This window comes from Listeria welshimeri serovar 6b str. SLCC5334 (assembly GCF_000060285.1).
GTDB lineage: Bacteria > Bacillota > Bacilli > Lactobacillales > Listeriaceae > Listeria > Listeria welshimeri.
Window position 1 is genome coordinate 2,521,478 of sequence record NC_008555.1, and the last position, 15,527, is coordinate 2,537,004.

The window sequence follows — 15,527 nt, forward strand, 5'->3', positions numbered from 1 at the left end:
GAAAGAGATGAGGTTTTAATTCCTCAACTTCCTTCAAATTATTTATTAAGAACCATGAACGCAATAACAACAGCGATGATAGGAAGGGCCTCAACAAGACCAATACCAATGAACATGATTGTTTGTAGCATAGAACGCGCTTCTGGTTGACGCGCAACACCCTCGACAGTTTTTGATACGATAAGACCGTTACCAATACCCGCACCTAATGCACCTAATCCAACAGCAATAGCAGCTGCAATAACACCTAAAGACATATAATTATCCTCCTAATTTTTCTAAATATTATTTTTGTATTGCTTTTATAAATGACTTATTTGAAAGTTTGTTTAATGTTCGTCACTAACCTTATGCGACATGTAAACCATTGTCAGCATAGTGAAAATGTACGCTTGAATTGCCCCAATGAAAATTGAGAATCCTTGCCATAGTAACGCAGGAATTATTGCTAGCACACCTACAAATATATTCATATGAGCAAGTTGTGTTGCAATGATGGTTAACAAAACTTCGCCGGCAAAAATGTTACCGTAAAGACGTAAACCAAGCGTTAAAGTATTAGCAAATTCTTCTACTAATTTAAGTGGGAATAAAAATTTCATTGGACTGAAGTACGTACCAACAAAATAGTGCTTGAAACCACGCATTTTTATACCATAGTAATGCGTTAAGCCAAGAACCATTATCGCAAGTGTTAATGTGACAATTGGATCCGCTGTAGGTGAACGCCACCAAACTTCATCGTTAATCGCGATTTGGAATGGCAATCCTAGCATATTAGCTACGAAAATAAACATGAGTAGCGTAATACCAAGTACATGGAATCTCCCACCGGTTTTCCAATCCATATTACTATTGATAATACCTCTGACAAAATCCATAATCCATTCAATGAAGTTCTGCTTTCCGGTAGGACGGCGTTGCAGATTTCTGGTACAGATAATGGCTATTAGAAGAACGATGACACAAGTCACAGTAATCATCAAAATATTTGATAGATTAAAGTCGATTCCTAATAGGCTTATCGTTGGAAATTCCTCTCCCAATTAGGTTCACCCCTCTCTTTTTAAAAACTTTTTTCTGCGGTACATGGAATACGCAAAAAAATCTAGAAAAATAATTGCATATGCAAGCCCAAGTCCGATTACCATGCTATAAACATGAAAATATTCCGGCAGTTGCGTCGCTATAATAGTAGCAAATAACACGCTCCCCATTCTAAACGGCATTCCCATACCATAAAAAGAACGATTTTCAGCCAAAGCTCTAGTCATTGATTGTGTACGTCTCATTAATAACCAGTAATTAAACCAGCCGACGATTAAACCCAACTTAAGTCCTAAGAAAATATGTATATACGGGGTCAAAAACCATCCACAAAGACAAATAGCAATAAAAAGAACCATATACTTTTGGTGACGATGATACATGCCAATTAGCGATTCTAACATTCGGGGCGCAATCCTTTCTTTTTCAAAAGATTTTTCTTTCCAGATGACCATTTTGAAATTTCAGGGAGTCATTTTAGTTTGTGAAAAAAAGCACATTTTCCCGAAATCATCCCAATCTCAAACACACATGAAAGCCTTATCAGCGTGTCAGTTCTTAGCATACAACAGCTAAAAGAGAAAAGTCAATACACTTTCACAAATTGTGCGTACATCTATTACTAATAGTACCACAATTGGGCCCAACCATAAAAGAATAGCCCACTATTTCTGAGATTTTTTTGATTTCAAAATCTATCTGTTTCCTAGATTGCTTCGCCAGAATTATTTTTGTCCATTTAACAGCAACCAACACCTCCGTAATCATTGAGAAAACTAGCCAGCCCTTCGTGTGGAATTTCACAAAAACAGCCAAACAACTTCCTTTTGTACCAAATAAAAAAACTTCTACCAGTGTTGGTAAAAGAATTCGATACGATTATTCGCAAATTTCGCGACCGAAAGTTCTTTTCCCAAGAAAAAGAACGGAAAAAACAGCCGGACTCACTTATCATGAGTTGCATTTTGATATAGAGTGCCCGTATAAATTCCAATTCAGTCAACGCAAACCTAGCGTCGGCGGGATTGTAGTGAATACTGAGCGCAGTCTTCTATCCCTATGCGAAAAACAAGCTATTTTTTGGGCTCTTATATTAATAACATTGACCATCTTATCACATGTAACATAAAAGAACTAGTGAAAATCGAGCGTGTAACATATCTGTAACAATAAGGCGCTTTCATTATAAAAAAAGAAGGAAACTAGACAATAAAGCCTAGTTTCCTACTGTGTTTTAAAGAGTAAAATCATCTGGTCGTTTTGTTCCTTCAAACTGACTTTTAATAGCTGCTAAAATTCTACTAGCAGCGGAGCCGTCACCATAGGGATTGGCAGCTTTAGCCATTTTATCGTGATTTTCTTTATTATCGAGTAAATTTAACGCTTCTTTTATTAAAGTTTCTTTATTGGTTCCGATTAATTTTAATGTGCCTGCTTCAATTCCTTCTGGTCGCTCCGTCGTATCACGCAGAACTAGAACAGGTACACCCATACCAGGCGCTTCTTCTTGCACGCCACCTGAATCGGTAAATACTAGATATGATTTGCGCAAGAAATTATGAAAATCAATCGCATCTAATGGTTCAATTAAATGAATCCGCTCATGCCCACCTAAAATATTCGTAGCTTTTTCTCTCACAGCTGGATTTAAGTGCATCGGATAAACAAGTTCAACATCCTCCCGACTTTCCACGATTTCTCGAACTGCTTCGAACATCCCTTGCATTGGTTCCCCCAGATTTTCTCTACGATGGGCCGTCATAAGTATTAAACGATTATCACCAAGGTTCTCTAAGATAGGATGATGGTAATCTTTTTGAACAGTCGTTTTAAGTGCATCAATCGCAGTATTCCCAGTCACAAAAATAGTTGCTGGGTCTTTCCCTTCAGCCAGTAGATTCTCTTTCGCTTGTTTTGTTGGAGAAAAGTGCATATCAGCTATAACCCCTGTTAATTGCCTATTCATTTCTTCAGGGAACGGCGAGTATTTATTCCACGTTCTAAGTCCCGCTTCGACATGTCCGAGCATTTTTTGCTGATAAAAAGTTGCTAGCCCCGCGGCAAAACTAGTGGTGGTGTCACCGTGGACTAAAACGATATCCGGGTTTTCTGCGGCAATAACTTCATTAATTCCATTCATTACACGTGACGTTATATCGGCTAAGGTTTGACCTTTTTTCATAATATTCAAGTCAATATCAGGTTTTATATCAAAAATTTCTAAAACTTGATCCAACATTTCGCGGTGTTGTGCTGTAATAACCACCGTGGATTCAAATGTCTCTGGTTCTCTTTCTAATGCCAAAACAAGCGGTGCCATCTTTATCGCTTCTGGTCTTGTTCCAAAGATACTCATTACTTTGATTTTAGCCAATTTCGATCCTCCTTATAAAAAAACTCCTCAAAAATAGCTCAACAAAAAATTTCCCAGTCTGTCAAAACAGCACTGTTTATAATTTCTTATCCCACTAAACCGAGGAGATTGTTAATTATTTAGTTCCGAATAATCTATCGCCAGCATCTCCTAAGCCTGGACGGATATAACCATTTTCGTCTAGCTTCTCGTCTAAGCCAGCTACATAGATTTCTACGTCTGGGTGTGCGTCTTGAAGTGCTTTAACGCCTTCAGGAGCTGCTACTAAACACATGAATTTCATATTGCGAGCGCCGCGTTTTTTCAAGCAATCGATAGCCATAATTGCGGATCCACCAGTTGCAAGCATTGGATCTACAACGATGAAAAGACGTTCTTCCACATCAGAAGGTAGTTTTACAAAATATTCTACTGGTTCAAGTGTATCATGGTCACGATAAAGACCTACATGTCCTACTTTAGCAGCAGGGATAAGTTTTAAAATACCATCTTGCATACCAAGACCAGCTCTTAAAATAGGGACAATCCCTAATTTTTTACCAGTAAGTGTTTTAGCAGTTGTTGTTTGTAGTGGTGTTTCTACTTGAATGTCTTCGAGTTCCATATCACGTGTAATTTCGTACGCCATTAATGTAGCGACTTCATCTACAAGTTCGCGGAATGCTTTTGTTCCCGTATTTTTATCTCGAATGATTGTTAATTTGTGTTGTACTAGGGGGTGATTAATTACGTGTACATTTGCCATCGATTAGTTCGCTCCTTTGATATTGAAAATTTCCTTCTCTTATTGTATCAGAACAAGACACAAGTGCAAGGATTAATTTACTCTACATGAAAAAAACCGGTTTTCTCTATATTTAGAAAAAACCGGATCACTTATTTTATAAACTTGGATAAAGTGGGTACTCATTTGTTAAAGTCGCCACACGTGCTTTTACATCTGCGAGAACTTCTTCATTTTCTATGTTATGCAACACTTCTGAAATAAGTACGCCGACTTTTTCAATAGCTACTTCATCGAATCCACGAGTTGTCACTGCAGCAACACCTACACGTATACCACTTGTTACAAATGGACTTTCTGTTTCAAATGGAATAGTATTTTTGTTTACAGTAATGCCAACTTCATCTAACACTTTCTCAACAGCTTTTCCTGTTAAGCTTAGAGGTTTTAAATCAATTAATAATAAATGATTGTCTGATCCACCAGTTAAAACAGTCACATCATGAGCTTGTAGTGTTTCTGCTAATTTTTTAGAGTTACGAATAATTTGCTCGCAGTATGTAGTGAATTCTGGTTGTAAAGCTTCACCAAATGCTACTGCTTTCGCTGCGATAACGTGCATCAAAGGTCCACCTTGAATTCCTGGGAAAATTGATTTGTTTAATTTTTGTTCCCATTCAGCTTTTGCTAAAATCATTCCGCCACGAGGTCCACGAAGGGTTTTATGGGTTGTTGTCGTTGTGAAATCAGCATAAGGAACTGGATTTTGGTGTAAACCAGCAGCAACAAGACCAGCAATATGCGCCATATCAACCATTAAGTATGCGCCCACTTCATCAGCAATTTCACGGAACTTAGCAAAATCAATTTTACGTGGATAAGCACTTGCACCAGCTACAATCATTTTTGGTTTATGTTTTAGAGCAGCTTCACGGACAATATCATAGTCAATTTCTTTTGTGTCTTCACGAACACCGTATTCAACAAAATTGTATAAAACACCACTAAAATTCACTGGACTACCATGAGTTAAATGACCACCATGTGAAAGATTCATACCGAGCACTGTATCGCCTGGTTCAAGAACTGCATGATACACTGCCATGTTCGCTTGAGCGCCTGAGTGCGGTTGGACGTTCGCATATTCAGCGCCAAATAATTTTTTCGCTCGGTCACGTGCTAAATCCTCCACGATATCCACGAATTCACATCCGCCGTAGTAACGTTTTCCTGGGTAGCCTTCTGCATATTTATTCGTTAATACAGAACCCATTGCTTCCATTACTTGCTCACTAACAAAATTCTCAGATGCGATTAATTCAATATTCGCGCGTTGTCTACCAAGCTCTAACTTAATTGCATCAAAAACTTCCTTATCTTGCTTTTGTAAATAGACCATCTGTGGACCCCATCCTTTTCTGATAAATTTTTCAAGTGAACTGTTATGTATTATCTCTAATAATTACTTATATTTAGTAGAAAAGCAAGTATTTTGGAATAAAAAAACGCAATTCCCGATAGTGAAGCGCTTCACTTATAAAAAACGTTCGGAAATTGCACTTTTCAACTCATAGTACGTAATTTCATATTGCTCCATTGATTCACCATAAGGATCTGGAATATCTGTTTCTTCTTCAGAAATTAATTGAATTTTATCACTCGACTGCGGAAAAATGCTTTTTAAGTCTTCTTGATGATTTTTAGTCATCACATAAATCTCATTTGCCCAGTCAACATCAGCTTGCGTAATTTTTTTTGCTTTGTGTGTTGTGGGTAAATGCATCTGCGAAAGAATCTGGCGAGAATGTTCAGATAAGCCGTCACCGTCTAAGGCTCTTGTCCCAACCGATTGAACATTTAAATCTGGGCGCAAATGTTGCAAGATTTTTTCCGCTAATGGGCTACGGCAAGTGTTTCCAGTGCAAACAAATAAAATATTCATTCACTAATCCTCCTATTTCCAGCAGCTTTTTCTAATCGGTTCATAATAGCTGCCCCCAGTTCGGTTTCTGGATAAACTTCGGCAAAAATAACATCTACATCAGCATGATCAAAAGCTCGTAGACCATTGTAAAGGCTAGTAGCAACCTCTTCTAAAGCCCGAGTACTTCCTGTTGTTTGAATAACTGCGTTTGTGGATAAGCTGCTCGTTAGTTCTTTTGTTGCTAAAATACCAAGTTTTTTATGCGCTGCCTCTACTTTATCAATTTCACTTTGCCAAAATTTGGCAGACCCTTCAATTAGGTACACTGGTGCTTTTGGAGCGTAATGCGTATATTTCATACCTGGCGCTTTTGGTTGTTCTGTTTCAGTTGTGCTGTTTGTAGCTACTTTTACTGGTCCAATGACTCGTTCGATTTGCTCTTTTGTAATACCGCCAGGACGCAAAATGACTGGTGTTTCTTGCGAGCAATCTATAACCGTTGATTCTAAACCAACACCGGTTGGACCGCCGTCAATAATACCCGCAATTTTTCCATCTAAATCTTCTATTACATGTGCGGCTGTCGTTGGACTTGGTTTTCCGGAACGATTGGCACTTGGAGCCGCCACAGGAATATTTGCTGTTTTTATTAAATCTAGACTTACTGGATGCTCGGGCATACGTACACCAACTGTGGATAAACCGGCAGAAACATTAGCAGCTAAACTATCTTTTATTAAAGGAAGAATAAGTGTTAATGGACCTGGCCAAAATTTTTCCATTAATTGTATGGCTTTTGGTGGATAACTTTCTACAAATTGATCCATTTGTTCACGGCGCGCGATATGAACAATCAGTGGATTATCAGAGGGACGACCTTTTGCAGTATATATTTTTTGAATAGCTGCTTGATTGGTTGCGTCTGCTCCTAGTCCGTAGACTGTTTCAGTTGGAAAAGCTACACATTCCCCTTTTTGAAGTAGTTTGGCTGCTTCCTGATAAATAGATTGATTTGATAGTTGTTTACTTATTTCCCAATGGATGGTTTCCATGAATTCCAGTCCCCTTTACATAACTTCTATTATATTTTAACGTTTTCCGTCTTATTTTTACAGTATTGTTTTTTAAAAAGGAAAAATAGTTATTTTTGAACAGGAGTTATCCCCAAACTGTGGATAATAACTTTGTCAATGGGGATAACTTCTTGTGAAATGTGGATAATTCGTAAAACGAAGTAAAAAAGCCATTTTCTTTATTAAGATTTGATTAAAATATTTTTTTGCACAACATTTTATCCACAGTTTTGTGGATAACTTTCATTAAAAAAAGACGTCTCTTTGAAAGAAACGCCTCTATACCAGTATATTAGAGCAAGTTACATACCGATCTTTTGAATTAATATCTTTGTGGATAAGAACAGTGGAATGTGGATAACTTTTTTCAAATAGTTGTTTTACACGTTCTCCTTGTGTATAACCTATTTCCACCCCTACCCAAAAAGACGTATTTAGGACATACTTTAAGTTATCCACAAATCTTTCGTAGATAGCCATTCCATCATTTTCTGCAAATAATGCTAAAGATGGCTCGTTTTTTAAAACATAATCCGACATTGCTGCTTTTTCAGCCTCGGAAATATACGGTGGATTAGCAATAATCATATCAAAACGTTCGCCATTATGTTTGAAAGTTTCAAGTAAATCTGTCTCTACAAAACGGATATCTGCATTTAATAAAAGAGCATTCTTTTTTGCAACGGCCAGTGCTGGACCAGATATATCTGAAGCAGTAAACGTTATATTAGGAAATGCTTTTTTTAGTGCAATGGCGATAATCCCACTTCCTGTACAAACATCAAGCACATTCATAACTGGATGTTTTTTCAAAAAAGTCTCTGCACAAGCGACTAATTCTTCAGTTTCAGGGCGTGGAATGAGGACATCTTCCGTCACTAAAAAATCATATCCATAAAAAGGAGCTGTTTTTAAAATATATTGCACTGGTTCTCCTGCCAAATATCTATCAAAATCCGCTTGGAATTGTTCTTCGTGGTTTGGTTCGAGTTCGCGACTCATTTCCATCCAAAGTTCAGAACGCGATAGCCCCATTCTAGTTTCAAGTAAAATTTCTGCTGCATTTTGATCCAAGCCTTTTTCAAGAAGGATAGCTTCTGCATTTTTTAACAATTGACTAATTTGCGTCATTTAAATGCTCCAGTTTACTTGTTTGATCTTCTAAAATAAGCGCATCAATGATTTCATCAAGTTTGCCTTCCATGATTTGATCTAGTTTTTGAATGGTTAAGCCAATGCGGTGATCGGTTACGCGGTTTTGCGGATAATTATACGTACGGATACGTTCTGACCGGTCACCCGTTCCAACAGCTGACTTACGGTTGGCATCATATTCTTCACGGGCTTCACGTTCAAATTTATCATAAACACGAGCGCGGAGTACTTTCATCGCCTTGTCTTTATTTTTTAACTGGGAACGTTCATCTTGCATCGAAACAACTATCCCAGTTGGAATATGCGTTAAACGAACAGCAGACATCGTTGTATTGACACTTTGCCCACCAGCACCAGTTGATGCAAAAGTATCTGTTCGGATATCTTTATCATGTAGCTCGATTTCCACTTCTTCCGCTTCTGGTAAAATGGCAACCGTCGCTGTGGAAGTATGGATTCGTCCACCTGATTCCGTTTCTGGAACACGTTGAACGCGGTGTGCGCCATTTTCGTATTTCATTCGAGAAAAGGCATCGTTTCCGTTCATCATCGCAATAATTTCTTTGTAACCACCGATACCGGTTGGGTTAGCATCCATAATTTCTACTTTCCAGCCACGTGATTCCGCGTATTTGCTATACATACGGAATAAATCGCCCGCAAATAAAGCCGCTTCATCCCCACCTGCTGCTCCGCGAATTTCTAAAATAACGTTTTTGTCATCATTAGGATCTTTTGGAACAAGCAATAATTTTAGACGCTCTTCCAGTTCTGCTTTTTCTTTTTGAAGTTCCGCGAATTCTTCTTTTGCCATTTCGCGCATTTCATCATCTAGTTTTTCTCCTAGAAGTTCTCTAGTTTCATCAATTTGCTCATTCACATTTTTGTATTCACGGTAGGTTTCGACTGTAGCTGTAATGCCTGATTGTTCTTTAGAAAGGTCGCGTAGTCGCTTCGGATCAGATACTACATCCGGGTCACTTAATAATTCATTTAATTCATCGTAACGGTCTTCCACCGCCTGCAATCGATCATACATTGTATTACAACACCTCTTTAGCTTATTTTATTGGTGGATTGGCATGACATTTGCGGCACACTGGGTAATAGTGGTCATTTCCGCCAATCATTATTTGTTCGCCTGTAAAAATAGGTTTTCCTTTGTCATCTACACGCAGAACCATCGTCGCCTTTTTAGCACAAAACCAGCAAATGGTCTTCATTTCTTCTAATTTATCTGCATATAGGAGCAAGTATTTCGAGCCTTCGAATAATTCATTTCGAAAATCGTTTTTTAGTCCATAAGCAATGACTGGAATATTTAAGTCATCTACAATTTTTGCTAATTGAAATACATGTTCTTTTTCTAGAAATTGTGATTCATCTAAGAGAACACAATTGGGTGTTGGTTTAATATTTGCTACAATCTCAAAAATATTAGTATCGCTAAAAATTGGAGTTGCTTCACGTTTCAGTCCAATTCGACTGGAGATAAAGCCAACTTGGTCTCTATCATCAATACCCGAAGTGAAAATAACTACTGTTTTATTTTGTTCTTCATAATTATGTGCGACTTTTAGAATTTCAATGGTTTTCCCACTATTCATGGAACCATAACGGAAAAATAACTGTGCCATAAAACCGCTCCCTTTATCTTTATAAACTCTTTTCCTATTTTATCATAGAGCTGCCCAAATTGGGACATATAGTTTTTAGCTTCAACAAAAAAGCTATGTCGCGAGTGGACATAGCTTAATTTTAATAAAAAACTTCTGCGCCGCTTCCTTCGATATCGAGAAGAAGGACATCTGCATCTATTTCCAGTGTTTGTAGAGAAGCTTGAAGCGTATTTGCAATATTCCGAGGAGCAAAAACCAATACAGTGGGACCAGCACCACTTAAACAAGCAGCATAAGCACCTTTACTTTTGGCAACTTCGCGGATTTGTGTCAAATGAGGCACTAATTTACTGCGATATTTTTCATGCCATAAATCGCGTTCCATCATTTCTCCAGCTAGTGTCATATCATTGCGCAAAATAGCCGCAATCATTACATTAGCAATACTGCTTGCTTGGACTGCTTCTTTGAATGGAAGTGCATCGGGTAATACCCCACGACTTTCCGAAGTAAGCAGTTCTTTTTTTGGAATAAAGGCAATCAAAGCACAGTCTGGAAAAAGATGACGCACGTAAAAATCTTCTCCGTCTAATTTTGCCCCTACAACCCAGTTTCCAAGGACTGCAGGCGCTACATTATCAGGGTGACCTTCTATTTCGGCTGCTATGCGTACTTTTTCTTCTTTAGAGAGATTAAGTTCTGCAAGCGTATTAGCTAATTCAATTCCTGCAACAACTGCTGCTGAACTACTACCAAGTCCACGAGCTGGCGGAATATCACAGGTCATCACTAAATGATGTGGTGTTAAATTAGGCGCTAAGTGAAGCGCTGTTTCGATAATCACATTGGTTTCGTCGTGAGGAATCCCGCCACCGATATCATGTTCTATATACCATGTTTCCGCTTCCCCGCCAATATCTAAAGTGAGATACAAGGTGAGCGCCAAACCGCAAGAATCAAATCCGGGACCAAGATTGGCCGATGTTGCTGGGACACGAATACGCATTAAGCTTTCACTCCTGAACGTAAATGTGTACGCATTGCTTCGATATCATCGACATGAGAAACCGGGATTTCATGTACACTCATTGCAGTATCTGGATCTTTTAAGCCATTTCCAGTAAATACACAAACGACTGTTTCACCTTTTTTAATTGTTCCGTTAGCTACATGTTGGATAACACCAGCTAATGAAGCAGCAGAACCTGGCTCGATAAAAACACCATCTTGTGCGGCAATTTTTTTATAAGCATTAACGATTTCGTCATCGGTTACAGAATGAATGTAGCCACCAGATTCATCGCGAGCTGCTTCGGCAAGATTCCAACTAGCTGGATTTCCAATACGAATCGCTGTTGCAATCGTTTCTGGATTATCAATTGGCTTCCCTTGAACAATTGCAGCCGCTCCTTCTGCTTCAAATCCATGCATCCGCGGAAGTCCAGAAGCTTTAGCCTCATTCCACTCTTTAAAGCCTTTCCAGTATGCAGAAATATTTCCGGCGTTACCAACTGGAATTGCAAGAACGTCTGGAGCAGAACCTAGTTGCTCACAAATTTCAAAGGCAGCTGTTTTTTGACCTTCTAAACGATAAGGATTCACTGAGTTTACAAGGGTTACCGCTTCTGTTTCAGCCAGTTCACGCACCGATTTTAACGCTTCATCAAAATTGCCTTGAATCGAGATAATATCTGCTCCATACATGACTGCTTGCGCTAATTTTCCTAGAGCTACTTTGCCTTCTGGAATGACAATATAAGCTTTTAAACCCGCACGTGTTGCATATGCTGCAGCTGCGGCAGAAGTATTACCAGTCGATGCACAAATAACTGCTTCAGCTCCTTCTTCTTTCGCTTTAGCAACAGCCATAACCATGCCACGATCTTTAAAAGACCCAGTTGGATTTAACCCTTCATATTTTCCATATAAAGTCACTCCAAGCTCTTTGGACAAATTTGGCAATGGAATAAGTGGTGTATTTCCTTCCGCAAGTGAGATCATTGGCGTTTTTTCATTTACTGGTAGATATTCTTTATATTTTTCTAGTAAACCTTTATACATAATTAACCCTCCACAACGGAATATTTTGCGAGCATTTGCATTTCTGGCTCATTTTTCACTCTAGTAATTGCTTGTTCTAATTGCGCTTGACTTGTTGAATGGGTGACGATAACAACAGTTGCTGTAAAATCATCATATGGTTGTTGTAAAATCTTATCGAAGCCAACACCAGCTTCCGCAAAAATTTGCGTTAACTTAAGGAAAGTTCCTGTTTTATCATCCATTGTTAAACGAAGATAGTATTTCGAAAAAACTTGTTCTTTTGGCGTATGTTTTGTCTCGTGTTTATAACTGTTGAAAGCATTACCGTTTGTACCTAAACGACTATTTTTTGCAACGGTTATTAAATCGCTGACCACACTGGTTGCTGTTGGCAATTCCCCAGCTCCTGGACCATAAAACATTGTTTCTCCAACAGCTGCACCAGTTACAAATACGGCATTATTTTCATAGTTAACGCCTGCAAGTGGATGTGCTTTCGGTAATAACACTGGACCTACGTTAACATTAACCGTTCCATTCGTTTCTTCTGCTGTACCTACTAACTTAATTTTATAACCTAATTGGTATGCCACTTCAATATCTTCGGGAGAAATCCCGCGAATACCATTTGTTTCTACATTATCTAAATTCACATTCATACCAAATGCGAGTCGAGTCATAATTACCATTTTTCTAGCGGCATCAATTCCGTCCACATCATTCGTTGGGTCAGACTCCGCAAATCCTAGCGCTTGGGCTTCTGCTAAAACTTCTTCATATGACTTTTTCTCTGTCGTCATTTTTGTTAGCATGAAATTGGTCGTCCCGTTGACGATACCCATTACTTTTTGGATTTTATCTGCTGCCAAACTATTTACGATTGTACGTAAAATTGGAATTCCTCCTGCAACACTCGCTTCATAAAATAAATCGCATTTATTAGCTTGTGCAACTGCCACTAATTCGTCGCCATGTAGTGCAATTAAATCCTTATTCGCAGTTACTACATGTTTTCCAGCTTTCAAGGCCTGCAAAATGTATTCCCGCGCAGTTGTGATGCTGCCCATAACCTCGACAACAACAGTAATCTCTGGATCATCCAGTACATCAGACGGATTGGTGGTGAGTTCAAAACCTTTTGTTTCATAACGGCGATTTTTTTCTAAGTCACGAACTAGCACTTTCTTTACAGAAATACGATAGCCAGTTACTTGACTAATTTTTTCTTGATGTTCTTCTAAAATATGAATAACGCCGCTTCCTACCGTTCCAAACCCCAACACACCTACTTGTAACTTTGCTTCCACTTGAAAACCTCCTTATTATTGTTTAACAAAACAGAAAATTTAACTTTTTTATTACCTACTCATAAAAAAAGTAATTAGTGATATTATACGCAACTTCACTGGGAAATGTAAACCCTTGAAGGGAAAGTTTTTATTTTTAATAATTTAGCCAGTTCTTACAATGGATACTACCTCTAGGACTCCACTTATGTTTAGGCAGAAAAGCTAAAATCATTTTGAGATGTTTATATATAAACATCGTCAAGACGCAAAAAAGCAGACTCCATTTAAAATGGAGTCTGCTAAACATTGAGATACCAATGTTTTTTTATTTCGCAGCGTTTGCGTCTTTGAGACCATATTTTTTGTTGAAGCGGTCCACACGGCCGTCTGCAGTCGCATGTTTTTGTTTACCAGTATAGAACGGATGCGAATCAGAAGAGATTTCGACACGTAGTAACGGATACTCGTTGCCATCTTCCCATTTAATTGTTTCGCTTGAGCTCTTAGTAGAACCTGACAAAAATTTGAAATCAGTACTAGTATCAACAAATACCACTTGACGGTACTCAGGATGAATTCCAGTTTTCATTTCTTTTCAACTCCTTCGCCCTGAATCATCTGAAACAGAGTAATTAAGTGCTTTTACACACAGTATAAGTATTATAACAATGTTATAGCAAACAAGCAAGATTATTTTTTCACTTTGAAGATTATCCATTTGCTAAACACGTAATTAAGTACTTTTAAAAATATTAAATCCGATTAGAATTGGAACAGTTATTATTCTGGAGCATTTTTTAGCTCAATATCTTTTGGCAAATTGAAATAAATTTTGAAATTATCCGCTTGCCCACTCGGAATAATCAATTCACTATGCCACAGAAACTTATTATTTTTTAGAGGTTTTACAGTTACAACTTTTTTACCATCACTTACCTGTTTATAAATACTATTCATTCTATCGTTATCCGAAATTTTTATTTGGGTGAAAATAATACTATAAGCAACTAATAAACAAAGAGCTAAAGTGACAATTGGAATAGTAAGTGGTTTTAAATCAATAATTTTTTCATCCACTAAATAAACAAATAGTCGTAAAATAAATAACACAAAAAATACATAAGAAATAATAAAACATCTTGACCCAAAAGGTGTTACAAAGAAAAGTGGACTAGCCACAAACACAGCAGATATAAGATAAAAACTTAATTCCACTTTTAAAGAACTCTTTTTAAAGAAAAGTATAATTGTAAAAAGAATAGTTAGATAAAATAATAATGATAACCAAGCTTCAAACTCAGAATTTTTGGCTACATCACTAAAAATACTTAGTTGCATTCTATCTACAACAATCGGTTGGTAAAAAGGATAAATTAATAATATAACCATAAAAATATTTTTGACCCATATTTTCCATGTTACCAAATTAGTTCCTATTTTTACTAATAAAAAAATACAAAACATAGCTAATACAAAGTTCAAAAATATATTATTCATAATTAAATATTTATACATATTACTCGAAAAAATAGAATAGATTTTTTCAAAAAAACCCATATCAGTATCAATTGTTCGGTAATTATCAGCACCAGTAAATATTCTTACATAAGCACCATTTGAAAACATTATTATAGCTCCAATAAAAGCTGAAATGAGATAAGTAACATGAAAATAAAAAATCTTTCTGAATTTCATAAAGCTATAAATTATAACAAAACTACCAGTAAATATATTATAAATTGTAGCATGTTCAACAAATAATTGAGATCCTATTCCTAATGGTATAGCAAAAATTATTAACCACATAGAATAACTAGGTCTCTTTTCATAAAAAATATTCTTCACAATTAATAAATACACTAATATACAAATTGTTGCAGTGTTATAGTTGGCAAAACCAGCTGCCCAAGCAAATGTAGAAGAAAACATATCACTTGATACACTCAACATTAACAACAAGCTTAAAAAAGCAATAGTTAACTTTGTTGTTTTAACTATCAAAAGAGGTAGCACGACAATTGCAGCTCCGAATACGCCCATAATTAATATTCGGAACCAGTCAATTCTAGTGATAATTAATTCACAAAAGTTTCCGAAATAACGTCCATTATAATCTTTAAATCCATCGTAAAACCGATTCATTCCATGCTCAATTCCCCAAGTCCAATCATCATGAGTCAAAGGCGTGCAATAAGACAAATACAAGTAAAATAAAAAAATCACCAAACTAAAAATACCAATTTTAAAGCTATCTTTTTTCATGCTGTTTATCATAGATC

At 37.1% G+C, this 15,527-nt stretch carries 17 protein-coding genes; all 17 read right to left on the reverse strand.

The features are described from left to right. Positions 1 to 38: 38 nt before the first annotated feature. A complete protein-coding gene (atpE, locus tag LWE_RS12705; protein ID WP_003723467.1) occupies positions 39 to 257 on the reverse strand; it encodes a F0F1 ATP synthase subunit C in 219 nt (72 codons plus the stop codon). A 72-nt stretch (positions 258 to 329) separates the two neighbouring features. Beyond that, positions 330 to 1,046 (reverse strand): F0F1 ATP synthase subunit A, encoded by a 717-nt coding sequence (gene atpB / locus LWE_RS12710; RefSeq protein ID WP_011703213.1) that lies wholly within the window; start codon positions 1,044 to 1,046, stop codon positions 330 to 332. 6 nt (positions 1,047 to 1,052) lie between these two features. Then, a complete protein-coding gene (locus tag LWE_RS12715; protein ID WP_011703214.1) occupies positions 1,053 to 1,451 on the reverse strand; it encodes an ATP synthase subunit I in 399 nt (132 codons plus the stop codon). 193 nt (positions 1,452 to 1,644) lie between these two features. Then, positions 1,645 to 1,815: a hypothetical protein gene (locus LWE_RS12720; RefSeq protein WP_077904754.1), complete on the reverse strand. Its 171-nt coding sequence runs from the start codon at positions 1,813 to 1,815 to the stop codon at positions 1,645 to 1,647. 466 nt (positions 1,816 to 2,281) lie between these two features. After that, positions 2,282 to 3,421 (reverse strand): non-hydrolyzing UDP-N-acetylglucosamine 2-epimerase, encoded by a 1,140-nt coding sequence (gene wecB / locus LWE_RS12725; RefSeq protein ID WP_011703216.1) that lies wholly within the window; start codon positions 3,419 to 3,421, stop codon positions 2,282 to 2,284. A gap of 115 nt (positions 3,422 to 3,536) precedes the next feature. After that, positions 3,537 to 4,166: a uracil phosphoribosyltransferase gene (upp, locus tag LWE_RS12730; RefSeq protein ID WP_003723470.1), complete on the reverse strand. Its 630-nt coding sequence runs from the start codon at positions 4,164 to 4,166 to the stop codon at positions 3,537 to 3,539. 136 nt (positions 4,167 to 4,302) lie between these two features. Continuing rightward, the gene (glyA, locus tag LWE_RS12735; RefSeq protein ID WP_011703217.1) at positions 4,303 to 5,544 is read right to left on the reverse strand and encodes a serine hydroxymethyltransferase; all 1,242 of its coding nucleotides are present in this window, start codon (positions 5,542 to 5,544) and stop codon (positions 4,303 to 4,305) included. Positions 5,545 to 5,679: 135 nt separating this feature from the next. Next, complete coding sequence (locus tag LWE_RS12740; RefSeq protein ID WP_011703218.1) at positions 5,680 to 6,087, reverse strand: low molecular weight protein arginine phosphatase; 408 nt, start codon at positions 6,085 to 6,087, stop codon at positions 5,680 to 5,682. Then, positions 6,084 to 7,121 (reverse strand): L-threonylcarbamoyladenylate synthase, encoded by a 1,038-nt coding sequence (locus LWE_RS12745; protein ID WP_011703219.1) that lies wholly within the window; start codon positions 7,119 to 7,121, stop codon positions 6,084 to 6,086. The genes LWE_RS12740 and LWE_RS12745 overlap by 4 nt, the downstream gene beginning before the upstream one ends. Before the next feature lie 300 nt (positions 7,122 to 7,421). Then, positions 7,422 to 8,273: a peptide chain release factor N(5)-glutamine methyltransferase gene (gene prmC / locus LWE_RS12750; RefSeq protein ID WP_011703220.1), complete on the reverse strand. Its 852-nt coding sequence runs from the start codon at positions 8,271 to 8,273 to the stop codon at positions 7,422 to 7,424. Then, positions 8,260 to 9,336, reverse strand: coding sequence for a peptide chain release factor 1 (gene prfA / locus LWE_RS12755; RefSeq protein WP_003764009.1), 1,077 nt, complete (start codon positions 9,334 to 9,336; stop codon positions 8,260 to 8,262). The genes prmC and prfA overlap by 14 nt, the downstream gene beginning before the upstream one ends. A 22-nt stretch (positions 9,337 to 9,358) precedes the next feature. Beyond that, positions 9,359 to 9,934 (reverse strand): thymidine kinase, encoded by a 576-nt coding sequence (locus LWE_RS12760; protein WP_011703221.1) that lies wholly within the window; start codon positions 9,932 to 9,934, stop codon positions 9,359 to 9,361. A gap of 121 nt (positions 9,935 to 10,055) precedes the next feature. After that, positions 10,056 to 10,922, reverse strand: a complete 867-nt coding sequence (thrB, locus tag LWE_RS12765) for a homoserine kinase (protein ID WP_011703222.1) — start codon at positions 10,920 to 10,922, stop codon at positions 10,056 to 10,058. Beyond that, on the reverse strand, positions 10,922 to 11,977 hold the full coding sequence (gene thrC, locus LWE_RS12770) for a threonine synthase (protein ID WP_011703223.1): 1,056 nt from the start codon (positions 11,975 to 11,977) through the stop codon (positions 10,922 to 10,924). Before thrC ends, thrB begins: the two co-directional genes overlap by 1 nt. A 2-nt stretch (positions 11,978 to 11,979) precedes the next feature. Beyond that, on the reverse strand, positions 11,980 to 13,266 hold the full coding sequence (locus LWE_RS12775) for a homoserine dehydrogenase (RefSeq protein ID WP_011703224.1): 1,287 nt from the start codon (positions 13,264 to 13,266) through the stop codon (positions 11,980 to 11,982). Between the two features lie 307 nt (positions 13,267 to 13,573). Then, entirely contained in the window at positions 13,574 to 13,837 is a 264-nt protein-coding gene (locus LWE_RS12780; protein ID WP_011703225.1) for a type B 50S ribosomal protein L31, read from the reverse strand. Between the two features lie 191 nt (positions 13,838 to 14,028). After that, positions 14,029 to 15,522, reverse strand: a complete 1,494-nt coding sequence (locus LWE_RS12785; RefSeq protein WP_011703226.1) for a DUF6056 family protein — start codon at positions 15,520 to 15,522, stop codon at positions 14,029 to 14,031. Between the last annotated feature and the right edge of the window lie 5 nt (positions 15,523 to 15,527).